The sequence below is a fragment of the Psychrobacter sp. 78a-MNA-CIBAN-0178 genome, assembly GCF_040309625.1.
In the GTDB taxonomy this organism is placed as follows: Bacteria; Pseudomonadota; Gammaproteobacteria; order Pseudomonadales; family Moraxellaceae; genus Psychrobacter; species Psychrobacter okhotskensis.
Genome location: NZ_JBEOOZ010000004.1, coordinates 1 through 16,987, shown reverse-complemented (window position 1 = coordinate 16,987; position 16,987 = coordinate 1). Strand labels below are relative to the sequence as shown.

The window sequence follows — 16,987 nt, the reverse complement described above, 5'->3', positions numbered from 1 at the left end:
CGCAGACACAGCACGCAAGTAAAATTTATACCAGTAGCACTGGTAATATTAGCGTATCGATTTTATGTCGAATTGACTATATGATTCCTATACTGCTAATAAGTCATGCGGTTAAATAGCTAACACCTAAGGTTATTTCAATAATCAGCAACACTGCTGTCTCAGTAATCGCAGTCCACCAAAGCCTTAAAAATAAATTATAACATTCATTTTAAATGAATGTTATAATTTATCTCAACAACATTTGATTTAATTTTAAAAACTATTCAAGCTGATCGTATAATTGTTGAAACAAGTCAATGCTACATCTGCTAATGCTAAGCTTAATGATTATTAAAATTTGATAAAAATCACTTTGTTTACTCAATCAAGGAGTTCTCATGAACCATATAATCATCCCCAGTCATTGGAAAGTAAAACGCTCTACCCATTTCTTTACCAAGGATAAAGTACCCAAAGCCCTACTCACTCACCACAATACTGCGGAGGGCGTGTATGGTCAGATTTGTGTCATGCAAGGAGAGGTCACTTTTTACGGATTTGCCAATGAAGCAGCCACCGAACCAGAGCAAACCATCGTCATTAAAGCGGGACAGTTTGCAGTTAGTCCGCCACAGTATTGGCATCGAGTAGAGCTGAGTGAAGATGCTCAGTTTAATATTAATTTTTGGACAGAGGGCGATACGGCTAATAAATCTCTGTTTAACGCCTCTAAGATTCACAGCAAACCTATCGAAGCCTTGTTTGATAAGCCAAATGAATAAAATTGGTCTGATAACTATTTTTCTAGAAATTGAAGATAAGACAGTGTTTTTACTTAATGCCTATTCTCTATGGATTGAAACGGTCTCTATGGATTAAAACGGTCTCTATGGATTGAAACGGGCAACTTGGGCTAGGACGTGTCATCAATGAGCAGACTTATCTATCAAAATTATATATTTAATACTCTAAAAATAGCTATTCTCATGGCTAAATATTGTATGGTATTAATATTCAATAATTACTATCATAGGATAGCTTCCAAGCTCATAATTTCTCTACCCATAAAGCGAATAACACATGGACTATAACCACATACCCAGACAATCATTAGGCTTCTTCCCCACCCCTTTGATAGAGCTCACCAGATTGAGTGACAAACTCGGCGGCCCTACTATCTTTATGAAACGAGATGACAATACAGGATTGGCATTGGGTGGCAACAAAACCCGTAAGCTTGAATTTATAATGGGTGACGCCCTTGCTCAGGGTGCTGATTGCGTGATTACGGCAGGCGCTGCACAATCTAATCATTGTCGCCAAACTGCTGCTGCCGTTGCAAGCTTGGGACTTGACTGCCATTTAGTATTAGGCGGAGAAGAACCTGAGCAAGCAAGTGGCAATTTATTATTGGATAAGATTTTCGGGTGTCATATTCATTGGGCAGGCGCCCATCGCAAAGGGGAAGACATTCCTAAAATCGTCGAACAGTTAAAAACACAAGGCAAAAAACCCTACGTCATCCCTTATGGTGGTTCCAATGAATTGGGTGCTTTGGCCTTTGTAGAAGCCTTTAAAGAGTTAGAGTCGCAACGTACCAGCATGGACGTCTCATTTACTCATATTGTTTTTGCCTCTAGCTCTGGTGCGACACAAGCCGGCTTGATGCTTGGCAAGAAAATGCTCAACTCGCCTGCGCAGATCGTGGGTATCAATATCGATAAAGGCGAAACAGACAAAGTGCCATTTGATCAGTATACCGTCGCGCTTGCCAATAGCACCGCTGTCCTTATCGCAGCCGACCATCAATTTTCAGAGAGCGATTTAATACTTAACTCTGATTATGTAGGCGGCGGTTATGGCGTGGTTGGTGCTTTGGAAAACGAAGCCATTGAGATGACTGCGCAAACAGAGGGAATCTTGTTAGATCCTGTTTATACGGGTCGTGCGATGGGCGGGTTAATAGATATGATTCGCACAGGTAAAATTAAGCAAACGGATCGTGTGTTATTTTGGCATACGGGCGGTGCTCCCGCTTTGTTCGCTTACTCAAGTGCGTTAGAGATTACTCAAAAACGCTAGAAAATATCGTCAGCAAGTGGATAATGATAGCTCAATTCTTCTCAAGTCCAGTTTATACGCTCATAAAAACCAGATATAGTCAGTACCCTATAAATCAGATATGGTCTCAGGCTCGTTTAGTCTACTATTTGTAGTGCTTTCACCCGCCTTCCTTGTATCCAAATTATATTTAACCGACTATGGTTAACGCGCGTTCAGTGAACTGGAGTCATTATCAGTTAGTAGAATAAAAGGATTTAATATGCGACTGTCATCATTCATGCAAAAAATGCACAAACGCAACCCTAAACTTGGCAAAGTTGCCTCGCTTGCAACGGCCACAGGGGTACTTGCTGGTAACAGCCTAATCGTTGCACTACCGGTATGGCTAATGGGTGCTACTAAAGTCGTGACCGGTGCCGCGATCGCTGATGACACGATGATCAAAGTGACTAACTATTGGATAAATAGTAATAACGCCTTAATCGATAATATCTTGCCGGAGAAAGACTGGCGCATCAGCCTACCTGACGACGTCAATACCCAAGGCAAGTATCTACTGATGAGCAACCATCAGTCATGGGTAGATACCAGTATCGTGCAATACATTAGTGAAAACCGCTTGCCATTAACGCGCTTTTTTACCAAGTTTGAGCTGATATACATTCCTGTTATCGGCCAAGCGTTTTATTTTTTAGACTTTCCTATGATGCGTCGCCATTCTAAAGAGGCAATTGCTAAAAACCCAGCTTTACAAGGCAAAGATATCGAAGAAGCCAAACGCGCATGCGCCCTACTCAAAGACAAACCTTTTACCTTATTGAACTATTTAGAAGGCACGCGCTTTACCCAAGACAAGCATGACAAACAGCAGTCACCTTACAAGTATCTCCTCAAGCCACGTGCGGGCGGTTTATCATTAGCAATTAATGCGTTGGGTAAAGAGATGGATGGCATCTTGGATATGACCATCGTATATCCTGATGGGGTGCCGACTTACAGTGATCTGTGGAAAGGCAATATCAAACGCTTAGGTGTCGACGTACGACATGTCGAGATACCTGATGCGCTCTTTGATGCGGTCAAAAATGGCGGTTATGAGAATGATGAGGCCATCAAGGCGCAGATGTTTGCTTGGATAGAAGAGATGTGGCAGCAAAAAGACAAGCGCATTAGCGCTATGCTGGCTGAATTTGAAGCAACTCCTGCTAGTGGAAGTGCTGAATAAAAAACGTAAATAATCCACCCTATCATTCTTAGTATTCAATAAAGAAGCCCGCTAAAATTAATTTAGCGGGCTTTGCTACTTTATCATTAACGCGTTGATACTCACAATCACGCTTAAGCAGGTTGTCCAAACTTGCCATTGTGAAAGTCATTGACCGCCTGATGTAGCTCGGCTTCAGTATTCATCACAAACGGCCCCATGCGAGCGACTGGCTCGTTAAGCGGCTGGCCTGCGATTAACAAAAACCGCGCGCCATCATTAGCGCTATCCACAGTAACAGTATCACCTTTGGTTAATACAGCAAGGTTTTTGGCACGTACCGTATTATTTTTGCTGACATTTCCTTCAGCATCTCGTACTTGTAACTCACCCTCTACCACGTAGATAAAGGCATTGTGCTCGCTTGCCAAAGCCTGCTCAAAGCTGGTATTAGCCGGTAAGGTAACATCCAAGTACGTCGGATAAGTATAGTTATTGATAACAGGTCCAACCGTACCTTCGCTAGTCTCACCAGCGATGACGCGAATTTCGGTGCCATTGTCGCGGCACTCAAGTGGCGTCGACTCTGGTGGAAACTCTTGATAATTCGGCTCACTCATTTTAGCGCTGGCAGGCAAGTTGACCCATAGCTGAAAGCCTTTTAACAAGCCCCCTTCTTGTTCTGGCATCTCTGAATGCAAGATGCCACGCCCAGCGCTCATCCACTGCACACCGCCCGGCTCGATGACACCTTCATTACCTGCATTGTCTTTATGACGCATACGACCATTGAGCAGATAGGTCACGGTCTCAAAGCCGCGATGCGGATGGGTAGGAAAGCCTGCCACATAATCATCAGCATCATCGCTCTCAAAGCAATCTAACATCAAAAACGGATCCAACGTATCCAGATGCGGCGTGCCAATAATACGCGTGAGCTTCACGCCAGCGCCATCAGAGGTTGGCATGCCAGGTAGTTGATGCATCACGGTACGGTGTTGTAGTGGGGTAAGATTATCATTGATTTTATTTGTAGTAGTCATAATCATCTTCCTATGTTTTTGCTCGGTTGTCTTTATTCGATAACACTATTATAGGTGTTGACGACCCGCAAATAAACAGGGGTAAACGCAAATTATAGTTCTTATTTTTAGAACAATACTTGTCGTTTGGAGCAGTTTCTCAAAATTATTAGGCCTTTTTAAAATAGAGCCAATGCAAAGACGATTCTATAGTCAATTTTACATAAAATCGATAAGCTGATATTACCAGTGCTATTGGTTTTATAGTAATTCAATTATATTTATATAATTCTAGGGCGTGTCCTCATTTGAAAAGTAGAGATAAAAATGAAATAACAACCTGCCTTGATGCTTGTGTATGCTGATAGTAACAGCATCATGATTTTTAGAATGACAGTGTTAAAAATAAAAGCTTTTGAAACAAAAGCTTTTGTTTCAAAAGTATTTTACCTAATCGTTTGTAGACTTATGAAGGGGTTCAATTATGAAACGCAGCAATCAACTACAGCCATTATCTCGCCAGCATCATCTTGGTCTCAACTTGTCTCGTCATGCGAAAGAATGCGCTGACACGACTGACGAGATTGCCAAGCACTGGCATAATCTCACCGCTTATATCGACGATATGCAATATCATTTTCAGATTGAAGACAATTTAATTGCCAACGCCCTAGAGCCTTATCGAGCATCTCAACCTGAAGTAGCATCGGTATTAGAGACGCTTACTGGTCAGCATAAACGCTTGCAGACCCTGATAGATACGGGACAAAAAACAGCGAATCAGTCTATAACGACAGAACAAGTTAGAGAGCTTGGCACGTTACTATACGACCATATTCGTTTTGAGGAGCGCGAACTATATCCTGTCGTAGAAAAGTATCTAACAGAGGATGAGCTAGATGCTGTTTATCAAACAAGCCCAGACAGTATTAAGCGCTCAGATGAGAATCGCTAGAAATTATAGTGTTTCAAAAATGCTGTTTGCGTCGCTTTTATCGACGTTAATCGAGCATCAGCGTTGATTTAGCTTATTGACAGTGGCAATCAAGGCGACCATGATCACACCAATGATAATAAGAATGCCGGACATCATATGTGCAGCTTCATAATTCAGTGCCTCGACTTGCTCATAGATAGCAATCGAGACGACTTTGGTCTCACCGGAGATACTGCCACCTATCATCAATACCACGCCGAACTCGCCAATGGTATGGGCAAAGCTAATTAAGCTGCCAAGAATGATACCAACGCGCGCTTGTGGCAATGCCACTTTCGTAAATCGCCTGAGACGACTGGTTTCTAATAAATGTGCCACTTCGATGACGCTTGGTGGAATGCGTAAAAACTGAGCGTAGACAGGCTGAATATAAAAGGGCAACGAGTAAATAATAGAGCCGATGACAAGCCCTTCAAAGGTAAAGATGAATGGGCTGATGTTATGCTCAGCGAGCCATCTACCGATACCGACGTTGGGGCTTAATAGCAGTAATAAATAAAAGCCAATCACGGTAGGCGGTAATACCAGCGGTAACGCGATGATGCCCACTAATAAGACCTTAAGACGACCAAGCATTCGTCCACGGCTTGGCTTCGCGAGCCAATAAGCAATAGGCGTCGCAAATAATAATAAGCACAAGGTCGTAACACTAGCAAGCTTAATGCTTACCCATAATGGACTGAGCATATCTGCCATAAGAGATTGGGCTATCATAACGTCACTGCTCTTTTCTGGTCGTTCCTAGTCATTACTGGCTTAGCCATTACTGATCGTAACAAGTAATATCATTCACAAAAATTAGAGTAGCAAGTAAAAAGAGTGCAAGTACTATGCATTGTAGGCTAAGCGATTTTGACACAGCTAATCGTATTTCTGGGTTTGGTATAAGGATAATGCTTGGTTATTTAACCATTAAATAGCCCGCTTGCGAGAAATATTGTTGTCCTGCTTTTGAACGCAGATAATCCGTAAAATCTACGGCGATGGGTGCGTCACTGATGACAATTCCATCTTGCAAAATTGCTGGATAAGAGGCTGGTGCTAACGTGATAAATCGTTCAGGTTTGGCCTTAATTGCTATAACTTGTGATTGTGCGACAAAACCATAATCCACACTGCCCGTATGCGCATATTGAAATGCTTGGCCAATATTTTCGGCCTGTATCAGGCGTTTTTGCTTATTTAGGCTATCGTATAAATTTTGCGATTTTAGATAGGTTTGTGCAGAGGCGCCATAAGGGGCAAGTTCGGGGTTAGCAATGGCTATTTTGCCGTTAGCATCATTTATAAGTAAGTCACTCAATGCTGCCGGATCAGATTTGTCCAACGACTTAGTCAGGCTATATAAGGCTAACTGACCTTGCGTATAAGTAAATGGTGTATAACTCTCATTATTTTTATCGTTGTCTACGACTCTTTCAGCCGCCAGTTTGGCAGGGAATTCTTGATTGGCAGATAAGAATATATCGTAAGGTGCGCCTGCTTTTATTTGCGCGTATAACTTGCCTGACGAGGCATAAGTCACATCAATATCCTGCGCCACTAAATTTTTATCTACTTTATAACCATCAACAATTTGAGGCAACACATCCGATAAATTGGCAGCAGCAGCAATACGTAGGGTTTGGGTTTGCTCAGGTGTCTGGCTAGCAGAATCCGTGTCAACCGTATTTTCTGCTGTGCAAGCGCTTAACGCTACTAGTAAAAACGCAGAGATAGGTGTCACCGCCATCAACTTAGCCATTACTAACCATCCTCGTTCTTAACCATTGTTACTAAGCCACTTGGAAACATCATTGTCGTAGTATTCTTGCTTCCAAACCGGAATATCTGCCTTAATTGTATCGAGTATCCAGCGGCAAGCATCAAAAGCGGGATAACGATGGGCAGAAACCACACCAACCCACACAGCGACATCGCCTATCTCTAAAGCACCGATACGATGAATGGCAATGGCATGAGTGATTTCAAAACGCTTTTTAGCTTCTTCGATAATTGCGCGACCTTGATTCAGCGCTAAGTCTTCATAACCATAATAGGTCAAGCGTTCAACACTAGTGGCATTATTATGATTACGCACTCTGCCTTCAAAGCAAACAAAAGCACCGCAGCTATCATCATCGAGGGTATTTTTTAGTCGACCTTCATCAATCGCTACGTCTAATAACGCAAAGCCATCACGCTCAGCGATTAGGTAGGCTTCATCGATACTACGCTTGATACTCATTGAGTGGCTGTGGACGTTATCTGTCATTTGATGTCTCTATTTGCTGTCTTTTTAATTAGGAAGCGATCTACTAAAATTTAACCACCCGCAACTGGGGTGATAAATACCACACTATCACCATCATAGATCTGGTCTGTCCATTTAGCAAAGTAATCATTTACCGCCACGCGTAGCTCTGCCTGCGGGCGACTAAAGCGATGCTTTTGACTGAGTTGTTCGTATAGCTCAGTCAATGAGGTCGACTGCTCAACGCTGACCGCTTCTTCTTGGCAATTGGCTTCGTCCGCTAAGCTGGCGAAATACAAGACGTTGATAGTCATCGTTGCTTCAGTGTTTGGTGCTACGTCAATATTACTCATAAAAACCTTCCATTCTGTGCAAACTATCGAGCTTTATAACTATAGTCAGTTAAAAGTAATATCGACACATCACGCACTGCTGATATCTATTTTTTTTGCTTGCTATGCCTGCGCAGACAGAGGCTTCAAAAAATTGATATCAGCAGTACCGTAGCGATTTTAGGATATTTTGACTATATATTACTGCTCATCGGGTAATGCTCATCGTTATAAAAAACTTCATTATTCTAAGTGTGATTTTAAGCATGACGATAGTCTGATTTTCCACCTGTTTTTGTCACCAAATGAATATTATCAATAACGATATCATGCGATAGCGCTTTGGTCATATCGTAGATGGTCAAACAAGCAATGCTAACGGCGGTTAAGGCTTCCATCTCGACCCCAGTTTTATGCGTGACTTTGACAGTGCCGCTGACGATAATGGCATTTAGGTCGTCATCATAAGCAAAGGCTAGACCAATCTTGTCTAGCGGCAATGGATGACACAGTGGAATCAAATCGTGGGTGCGCTTGGCGGCCATAATACCGGCGATATGCGCCGTCTGAGTAATGCTACCCTTTTTGGTCATACCATCAGCAGCTTTGATTTGCGCATAAATCTCGCTTGGGAAACGCACTTGTCCGACTGCATTGGCTTCTCGCGTCGTTGCCGTCTTGCCACTGACATCGACCATGGTAATATCGCCGTTGCCGTCTAGATGCGATAAGCTAGATTGTCTGCTTTCCTGATTATTGCTATTCATTGCTAATGTCTCTTGATAAGGTCTCTTGATAAAGTCTCTTGATAAAGTCTCTTGATAAAGTCTCTTGATAAAATTTTATAAATCGCTTAACACTGCGCAGGCACGTTGAAAATCTTCAGGGGTATTAAAGTTGGTCAGATGCTGCCAATTTTCTGTCAAAGGCACCGCTTGCGTAAGAGGCTTGATAAATGACATGACACGGCGTTGACCGCTATCAACATAAGCCTTCAGATCAGGCTCAACACTTAATTGATACAGCCCCAATAATGGATATAGATGGCTATCATCGGTTAGACAAACCACTTTTTTATCGGCCGCTTGACTAATCACTGGTTGTAATTTTTGCCACAAATCAGTTGCCGGTATTAAGCTATCGCAGCTAATAACGAGTAACCATGAGGAGCCGGATTTTTGGTTTGGCGTTGTATCAGTGAGCTTAGCTAATGTCTGCAGAGCTGATTCAATAGCAACCAAAGCCCCGCCATTATCGCTCTGTTTGTCATCTTTCATAGGAGTGTAATCAGTAATATGCATAATTGGAGATTGTATATTACTAACAGTTAAATCTAAATCAACCGTAAAACCGCGCTCATTGTCTGCAATCATAATCAGTATATTGAAATCAGCGGCATTTGAATCAGCCGCTGTTAGTTCAAGGGCATGACGCACATGATAGTCTAATAGCCGCTCACCTGTCGACAGAGTGAGCTCCGCTTTGGGCGTGCCCATACGCTTGGACGCACCACCCGCTAAGATGACTACGCCTCCCAAGCTATTTAGATGTGGTGCAGTATCAACCATCATTGAATATCAGTCATGGCTAGGATTTTGTGCCAAAAAGTGCGGCACAAAATTGCATGGACGAGTACGGCTATCGAACTGCTCTTTTAAGATATTTTCCCAGCCAGTACGACACGCGCCTGATGAGCCCGGTAAGCAAAATATACCGGTGCCATTTGCCATGCCAGCAACCGCTCGTGATTGTACCGTAGACATGCCAATTTCATCTTTTGAGATGAGACGAAACATTTCACCAAAGCCATCGATCGACTTATCAAACAGTACTTTTACCGCTTCTGGCATGCTATCTCTGATAAAAAATCCCGTACCGCCCGTCGTAATCACTGCATGAACCTTTGGATCTGCAATCCAACCACTGATCACCGCTCTTATCTGGTAGATATCATCAGAGATCAATTGACGGTCTGCTAAATGATGCCCTGCTTCGGTTAAGCTGTCTACCAAGTATTGTCCTGAGGTATCTTCTGCAAGTGTTCGACTGTCAGAGACGGTTAATACGGTAATATTAAGCGGTGTAAATGCTGTAGCGGGTTTGCTCATAGAGTTTCCTCGAGAAGGTGATGTTAATGTTTAAAAAAGCGTAACGTGCTTATTAATTTAACCGCCAATGATTGACAGGTTATGCATAATGCCGCTATTGGCATCATGCAAATGATGGTGCTCAGGTTTAATCGGCATAAAGCTATATAGATCATTGACTAAACCTTGCACATCGTTAGTCTGTAGATGCTGACGAATATCATAGTTGCCTTGATCGAATAAGCACAGATGCACTTTGCCTTGACTGCTCACCCGCAGGCGATTACAGGTATCACAGAAATGCGCCGCGTAAGGGGCAATCATACCAATGCGTCCCATATAATCAGGATGGCTGTACTCTACCGCTGGACCATCACTACTGCCGCGCTCATGTGGCTGCCAGCCATGCTCTAATAAATAATCGGTGATAATATCGGACTGGGCATGCTGAGCAAAAAACAGATCGCTATTGTCGCTGGTCTGCATGAATTCAATAAATCGATAAGTCACTCGCCTATCTTTGACGTAGTCGATGGCATCTATCAGATTTTCAAAGGCGGTCTCTGCCATCAACACACTGTTGATTTTGAGCTTGATATTCGTGGTTTGTAGCAACGTATCCATGTCAGCAAGTAGTTGCGGTAAGCTATCAAAGCCTGTCATCTTATGGAAAGTAGCGGCATCAAAACTGTCCATGCTGATATTTAACTGGTCGAGCCCAGCTGCTTGCCAACTGGCTAAATGCTTACCCAGCTTATAACCATTACTGGTCATTGCCACCGTTTCAATGCCATCAGTTTGTTTGATGGTTTCAATAATCTCGACGACATCGCGACGGATAGAGGGCTCACCGCCAGTGATTCTAACTTTTTTGGTGCCGACTTGAGCAAAGCCGCGTATCAGTGTGGCAATCTCAGGAACACTAAGCTCATCATCAGGACGTTTGCCTTGATAGCCGTTCGGCAAACAGTATTCACAGCGAAAGTTACAGAAGTCGGTAATAGACAAACGCAGATAGGTAAGACGTCGAGCAAAACCATCAGTTAACGGTTGAGAGTGCTCAATATCTTGCTCGGTAGGTGCTGCTACAGACGGGGCTTGATAATTATCAAAAGCCGTAGCGGCTGTTAATGTAGACATACTAGGCGAATACAGTTGTGCATGGCCTATCTTAATGTTGTCATCACTCATATTTTCCTACCATCAGTAGTGCTTGTGGGCAGCATTACTTTATTATTCGTGTTTGGCCTACCATTGTATGATTTATTTTCAGTTTTTTTGTAGTCATCTTATAGAGATTTAGAAAACTGTCACTACGCATGTAGCCAAGGGAACGGCTGCACAATGACGCTATCACCTGATGCCACATTACCACTGTCTTTGTCCAAAACAACAAAGCAATTCGCTCGGCTAAGCTGTTTGATTCTATGTGATTGCTGACCTAAGAAGCACTCAACTTGATAACTGCCAGCGTCGTTTTGTGTGAGAACACCGCGCTGAAAGTCCTTACGACCAGCTGATTTTTTGATATCGTTTGTGAGCGTTGCTTTGACACTCAATTGCATGGGTCGCTCTGCTAAATCAGCGCCTGACATTTGCCACAATGCTGGTATCACAAACTGTAACGCCCCAACGACCGTCGATAATGGATTGCCCGGCAGACCAAAATATAACACGGGCTTAGCTATATCTTGGTTTAATTCACCAAACACAAACGGCTTACCCGGCTTCATCGCGACTTTATAGTGGTTAATTTGACCCAGCTGTTCAATCACGGTAGTCAAAAAATCATAATCACCAACCGAGACGCCAGCCGTTGATATCAGGACATCGCAGTCTTGCATCGCTTTATTGACAGCGGCAGTCGTCTGCTCTAGATTGTCAGGGATAATGCCGTAATCACGAATGGTCACTGGCAGATCAGCCAGCATGGTTTTGAGTGTAGGCGTATTAGAATTATATATTTGCGCCAAGCTTGTCAGCTCATTGCCAATAGCAACCAGCTCATCACCAGTTGCTAACAGGCCTACCGTCAATGGCTGAAACACCTTGATTTGGCTGACGCCCAAATTAGCCAATAAGCTAATATCAGCAGCATTAAGACGTTTACCTACCTTCAATACGGCCTCGCCCGATTCGATTTCTTCACCTTGTTTGCGAATATTGTTATCGATCTGAGCCGTTTGCGACAGCGTCACCGTGTAAGGTTTTGATTTATCGATTGTGTCTCTAATAGTGGCAAAGTTAGTATTCTCTTGCATGATGACCGTGTCACAGCTATCTGGAACGACGGCGCCAGTAAAGATACGTACACCTTGTCCCGCTGTTAACTCGCCAGTATAAGCACTGCCCGCTTGTGATTCGCCAATGATTTGAATGCTGCTGTCGTTTGATATATCGCTGCCATGAGCGATCGCATAACCATCCATCGCTGATAGATTCTGTCTTGGTATATCGAATGTTGCGGTGATATCTTGCGCCAGTATTTGATTACGACTGTCTAGCAGCTCACAGGTGTTGAGCACCCTTGTTGGCAATGGAAAGTCATTATTATTATAAGTATCTACGCGCAGCTTTATCGCTGTCTGTAACGCTTCCATCGTAATCATAGGAGAACACTCAGTTTGTCGGTTGTTATTAGTATCACATTATAGTGAGGCATTGCTAACAGTTTATCATCTGTAGCCCGTATTTTTTGCTATCAGCGTTAATTGCATCTCTTCTACTAGTTGTAGTCGATTTTATATATTTTCAATGCGAGTGTACTTAAGTTTTTGATAGCACCATACAAATAAGTTCATATAGCACCCTGCTCGTTAAACACTAACAGATAATCGATATTAGGGCATGTCCTCAATCTGAACGGAAGAGACTAAACAGGCTAAATACTACCAAATTGTATCAAATAGCTGGTCAATATCTCGATACTATAGTCAAGGAATTTTAGAATCGCTACAAGGCGACCGACCGCAGATAGTACACTGAGTACATCTAGGGCGGGCAACACCGTAGCGGTTTAAAAATGCTCTGACTATATCTGCGCTATTTTTCTTGTTTGGCTACCATTTATCTCATTTTTATCGCCATTTTTAAAATGATGACATGCCCGAATAGTGAGTACTTAATTTTAACTGCTTAATTTTCAATGCGAGCCTTTTAACTCAGTACCTTTTAAGTAAGCTGCTACCTGTAAATCAATGCCTTTAGATAGGGCATAAAAAAGCACCTTAATCTAGGTGCTTTTTTAGAGTCATCACTATAAAAAATTATGAACACAGTCGTCAAAAACGGTGGCGTTGATTATTACATAATAGCGCCAGCAACCAACTTCACCATGATGTCAATGAAGAAGCACTCCGCTGACTGATAAAACCATCTGGCGTTTGCCCGTTATCGGCTTGCCAACGCTGGAATGCTTTGCGCGTGTTGGTACCGATAATACCATCCGTGCCTTTGGTATCATAACCTGCACTGGTTAAGCGCTGCTGCAATCTGGTCACTTGAGAAGTCGATAATGGGTTTTCATAGCGCGGCCATGATTTTCGTAGACCACTTTGCCCAGCCAGTGCTTTACCCAGCAAGCTCACACCCAGCGCATAGCTCGATGAGTTGTTATAAACCTTGATCACATCAAAATTTGGGCTTAACAATAGCACTGGGCCATCTTTACCCGCTGGTAGCCATAGCTCCATTTGCGTATTGGCATCGAGATACACATCATCTATGGTATCAACGCCAAGCGCCGCCCATCTGGCTGCAGGTTGCTTGCTACCGACCACTGAATAATCAAATGAAGATGGAACCGTTACCTCATAAAAAGGCGCCAGACCGCGAACCCAGCCTGAGTTGCTGAGATAATTGGCCGTAGAGGCTAAGGCATCGCCTGTTGACCATGGGTTGCGGTGACCATTACCATCACCATCGACACCATGCTCTGACCAAGTACCTGGGATGAACTGCGTTTGTCCCATGCCGCCAGCCCAAGAGCCTTCTAACTGTGACCACGACACGTCACCACGCTGCAATAGCGTCGCTAATGATAGTAACTGCGTTTCGGCGAACTCTTGGCGACGACCGTCATAAGCAAGGCTAGAGAGCGCGCTTGGTAAATCGCTATTGCCAGTCACCACGCCGTATGACGACTCCATGCCCCAAATCGCGGCGATGGTTTCTGCACTTACCCCATACTGCGATTCTAATTGTGACAAAAATGCCCGTTGCTCAGCAAACTTGCGCTTACCCGTACTCACACGCCCATCTGATACCGCAGAATCAACATATTCCCACGGCATTTTTGAAAACTCTGGCTGTCCTGAGTCAAGCGAGATGACCTGCTGATTTAAGTAAGCAGAATCCATCAGACGTCGAATCGTTGAGGCATCATAGCCTGATGACAGCGCGCGCATGGAGAAGTCAGACTTCCAATCAGAAAAGCTGTTGTAACTTGGTTTTGCCACTGGCTGCGGCTTGACGACCGGTGCCGGTGTTGGCTTTACTTGAATGGTTTGGGTCTGGGTAATCTGTACATTACCTTGACGCACAGGCTTGCTGGGTTTTTGCATCGCCTGTTGACTGGTACAACCGACCATTACTAAGGCAGGGAAAAGGGCAATGTACTGTTTTTTTAACATCATAAAAACTCTCAAGTATGGATAAGTAACTTAGCGATTAGCGGCAACAATTAGCAGCCGTTCATCAAATTTAACGTCTAAGCATTTAAAATCAAAGCATTTAACGTCCGAGTACAGCCCGTGGATCGATAGGATTGCCATTCAAGCGAACTTGAAATTCTAGACCGACTTGGTTGGTTTGACCACTGCTACCCATACTGGCAATACGTTGACCAAGTTGTACCTGCTCGCCTTCTTTAACCAGTAATTGACTATTGTGAGCGTAGGCGGTGATGTAATTATCGCTGTGGCGAATCATGATGAGGTTACCATACTCTGGTAGACCATTGCCCGAATACAATACAGTACCAGATTGGCTGGCAAGCACAGGATCACCTTCGTTACCAGCGAACCACATGCCCATGTTACCGGCTGCCGCATCAAAGTTGCGAACCACTTGGTTACGACTTGGATAATCATAGCCCGATGTCGCGTTGGCCGTTACTTCATATGCTGGCGTTGGCGTGCTGGTGACAGGAGGGGTATAAGTCGGCTGTGACGGAGCAGAAGTATTAGCACCATTATAAGTATTATAGCGATTGTTGCTAGCTGCCGTTACTGGCGCGCCTTCCCATAGCTTCAACCACTGACCGCTATAGATGGTATATTTACTATCCAAACCGTTCATCGCCCCAATTTGACGATAGCTCAAGCGATAGCGTTCAGCGATTTGACTGACCGTATCGCCACGCTGCACGCGATGATAGTTAGGAACGCCTTGCGCATTGGTAATAATCTTAGGTCCCACTTGGTTAGCTGATTGGTAAGTAGGCTTCGTCGCACAGCCTACTATCGTTAACGATGCTGCTGTCAACGTTCCTATCAATGCTACTGTTGCCAAGCGCGATCCAGCAATAAGCTTCTTCATACAAGATTTCCTATTCTTTATGTTACTCACAAACTCCTTGTGCTAATCACAAGCATTTTGCTAACTTTTATACCGTTTAGTATTTGGCAGCTAGGATTTGGCAGCACCAAATTATAGCATTAACGCCGACAACGTATTAAGGGTGTCAGCTGGCGTATGATGCAGGCGCACTGGAGATAGACTAATATAACCCGCTGCCACCGCTTGGTCATCCGTCATGTTCATGGCCGATGACTGAATATCTTCAGTTTCTAGTGACGATTCATGTTGCCGCTTACGTAGCGATAGCCAATAGGCATCTCTCCCGCGTGGATCTACCACATGATGTACAGGCCGTGCTATCTGACTATGTCCCAGACAGGTGATTTTTCGACCTTTAATATCATCAGCATCATTTACATCAGGGATATTAACGTTTAATACATGATAGGGCAAACTTTTGAATGCCTCTACTATAGATGTTTCGGTCAACAGTTTGACTATTTCATCGGCGGCCATTTGATAGCGGTGCGCTTGGTCTTGCTCGTCGCCTTTTATTCTCGCCCCTACCAGAGAAGTCGCAATCGCCGGTAAGCCAAAGAGTTGGGCGGTCAATGCCGCGCCAAAAGTACCCGAAAACAATACATCTTGTCCCAAGTTGGCCCCTGAATTGATACCAGTAATCACGCAGTCAAAGCGCGTGTCTTGATACAGCTCGTGTAACGCCAAATAAACACAATCCGCAGGCGAACCATTGACCGCGATAAACCCCGACGGCAACTGCTGAGTATACAACGGCTGAGAGATGCTCAAGGCGCTACTGCAGCCGCTCTGCTCATTGTTAGGTGCGACCACCTTCACCTCACCAACCTTTGATAAAGCTTGCGCCAGCGCTAACAATCCTGGCGCATGTACCCCATCATCATTACTAACTAAAAATTTCATTTGTGCTCAATATATTTAGGTTTGACCGTCTGTCTGCTTGTCTACTTTAGGGTGGTAAAATTGCTATAATTAGCCCAGTATTTGACTATTAATTGCTGAGCGCACCTCACCCCGATGCACCACTGGGAACGATTGTTATCACTCCGTTTTATGCTAACTGTGGTCATTATTAGATAGCACTTTAACCCTATAGTCGTGTCAGGTGCAACGATATTATGGGCGATTATACCTGAATCGCTAGCAGACACGAACCCACTCTTTGCGCAGAATTTGCCTGTTGCTTGACAGCATCCTTTATTTTTCACGGTAGTCAAACGGCAATATAGTCAGTCCCAAATAAAATGAGTATAAGTATTATAATGCGCCACTGGTATAAATTTTCCTTACTTGCTGTGTCTAAGCTGACAGAGGCGACGAAAAATTCATCCCAGTAGTACTATGTTTATTTTATAGTGGCTCGACTAGATGCAATTAAAACTGGTCGGTAACACGTTACAATAGACAACAACGTACAACAATATAAACTTACCCCACTCTCAACTTGAAATAAGCAAATCAAACTGAAGAGGCGGATTACCAAGTTTTTTGTTGAGTACAAAGCACA

General features: G+C 43.7%; 17 protein-coding genes. 4 read left to right on the top strand and 13 right to left on the bottom strand.

The features are described 5' to 3' along the window. Positions 1-380: 380 nt before the first annotated feature. The 3 genes from AAEY80_RS04150 (at position 381) to yihG (ending at position 3,271) form a co-directional block, all read left to right on the top strand. On the top strand, positions 381-764 hold the full coding sequence (locus AAEY80_RS04150) for a TehB family protein (protein ID WP_101211678.1): 384 nt from the start codon (positions 381-383) through the stop codon (positions 762-764). Positions 765-1,062: 298 nt separating this feature from the next. Then, positions 1,063-2,064, top strand: a complete 1,002-nt coding sequence (locus tag AAEY80_RS04145) for a D-cysteine desulfhydrase family protein (protein ID WP_025650556.1) — start codon at positions 1,063-1,065, stop codon at positions 2,062-2,064. A 241-nt stretch (positions 2,065-2,305) separates the two neighbouring features. Next, on the top strand, positions 2,306-3,271 hold the full coding sequence (gene yihG, locus AAEY80_RS04140; RefSeq protein WP_173238958.1) for a 1-acylglycerol-3-phosphate O-acyltransferase, YihG family: 966 nt from the start codon (positions 2,306-2,308) through the stop codon (positions 3,269-3,271). A 113-nt stretch (positions 3,272-3,384) separates the two neighbouring features. Here yihG and AAEY80_RS04135 read toward each other — a convergent pair whose 3' ends face one another. Next, positions 3,385-4,293 carry a pirin family protein gene (locus AAEY80_RS04135; protein ID WP_350587930.1) on the bottom strand — a complete coding sequence of 303 codons (909 nt, stop codon included), beginning with the start codon at positions 4,291-4,293 and terminating at the stop codon, positions 3,385-3,387. A 463-nt stretch (positions 4,294-4,756) separates the two neighbouring features. On the opposite strand from AAEY80_RS04135, the gene AAEY80_RS04130 reads away from it, so the two are divergent. Next, positions 4,757-5,227, top strand: a complete 471-nt coding sequence (locus tag AAEY80_RS04130) for a hemerythrin domain-containing protein (RefSeq protein ID WP_201576037.1) — start codon at positions 4,757-4,759, stop codon at positions 5,225-5,227. Between the two features lie 57 nt (positions 5,228-5,284). Here AAEY80_RS04130 and modB read toward each other — a convergent pair whose 3' ends face one another. The 12 genes from modB to surE form a co-directional block, all read right to left on the bottom strand. Next, positions 5,285-5,983 (bottom strand): molybdate ABC transporter permease subunit, encoded by a 699-nt coding sequence (modB, locus tag AAEY80_RS04125; RefSeq protein WP_201576048.1) that lies wholly within the window; start codon positions 5,981-5,983, stop codon positions 5,285-5,287. A gap of 187 nt (positions 5,984-6,170) precedes the next feature. Then, a complete protein-coding gene (modA, locus tag AAEY80_RS04120; protein WP_201576051.1) occupies positions 6,171-7,013 on the bottom strand; it encodes a molybdate ABC transporter substrate-binding protein in 843 nt (280 codons plus the stop codon). A gap of 18 nt (positions 7,014-7,031) precedes the next feature. Then, on the bottom strand, positions 7,032-7,523 hold the full coding sequence (locus AAEY80_RS04115) for a molybdenum cofactor biosynthesis protein MoaE (RefSeq protein WP_025650562.1): 492 nt from the start codon (positions 7,521-7,523) through the stop codon (positions 7,032-7,034). Between the two features lie 50 nt (positions 7,524-7,573). Beyond that, the gene (locus AAEY80_RS04110) at positions 7,574-7,855 is read right to left on the bottom strand and encodes a MoaD/ThiS family protein (protein ID WP_025650563.1); all 282 of its coding nucleotides are present in this window, start codon (positions 7,853-7,855) and stop codon (positions 7,574-7,576) included. A 239-nt stretch (positions 7,856-8,094) separates the two neighbouring features. Next, on the bottom strand, positions 8,095-8,601 hold the full coding sequence (gene moaC / locus AAEY80_RS04105) for a cyclic pyranopterin monophosphate synthase MoaC (protein WP_025650565.1): 507 nt from the start codon (positions 8,599-8,601) through the stop codon (positions 8,095-8,097). A gap of 75 nt (positions 8,602-8,676) precedes the next feature. Beyond that, positions 8,677-9,405, bottom strand: coding sequence for a molybdenum cofactor guanylyltransferase (mobA, locus tag AAEY80_RS04100; RefSeq protein ID WP_201583314.1), 729 nt, complete (start codon positions 9,403-9,405; stop codon positions 8,677-8,679). A gap of 6 nt (positions 9,406-9,411) precedes the next feature. Beyond that, positions 9,412-9,942, bottom strand: coding sequence for a molybdenum cofactor biosynthesis protein B (gene moaB / locus AAEY80_RS04095; protein ID WP_025650567.1), 531 nt, complete (start codon positions 9,940-9,942; stop codon positions 9,412-9,414). A gap of 57 nt (positions 9,943-9,999) precedes the next feature. Further along, on the bottom strand, positions 10,000-11,112 hold the full coding sequence (gene moaA, locus AAEY80_RS04090; RefSeq protein ID WP_201576060.1) for a GTP 3',8-cyclase MoaA: 1,113 nt from the start codon (positions 11,110-11,112) through the stop codon (positions 10,000-10,002). Between the two features lie 122 nt (positions 11,113-11,234). Then, the gene (locus AAEY80_RS04085; RefSeq protein ID WP_350587929.1) at positions 11,235-12,530 is read right to left on the bottom strand and encodes a molybdopterin molybdotransferase MoeA; all 1,296 of its coding nucleotides are present in this window, start codon (positions 12,528-12,530) and stop codon (positions 11,235-11,237) included. A 720-nt stretch (positions 12,531-13,250) separates the two neighbouring features. Beyond that, the gene (locus AAEY80_RS04080; RefSeq protein ID WP_350587928.1) at positions 13,251-14,555 is read right to left on the bottom strand and encodes a lytic murein transglycosylase; all 1,305 of its coding nucleotides are present in this window, start codon (positions 14,553-14,555) and stop codon (positions 13,251-13,253) included. Between the two features lie 97 nt (positions 14,556-14,652). Beyond that, complete coding sequence (locus AAEY80_RS04075) at positions 14,653-15,459, bottom strand: LysM peptidoglycan-binding domain-containing M23 family metallopeptidase (protein WP_025650571.1); 807 nt, start codon at positions 15,457-15,459, stop codon at positions 14,653-14,655. A 111-nt stretch (positions 15,460-15,570) separates the two neighbouring features. Then, on the bottom strand, positions 15,571-16,383 hold the full coding sequence (gene surE, locus AAEY80_RS04070) for a 5'/3'-nucleotidase SurE (RefSeq protein WP_201565735.1): 813 nt from the start codon (positions 16,381-16,383) through the stop codon (positions 15,571-15,573). Between the last annotated feature and the right edge of the window lie 604 nt (positions 16,384-16,987).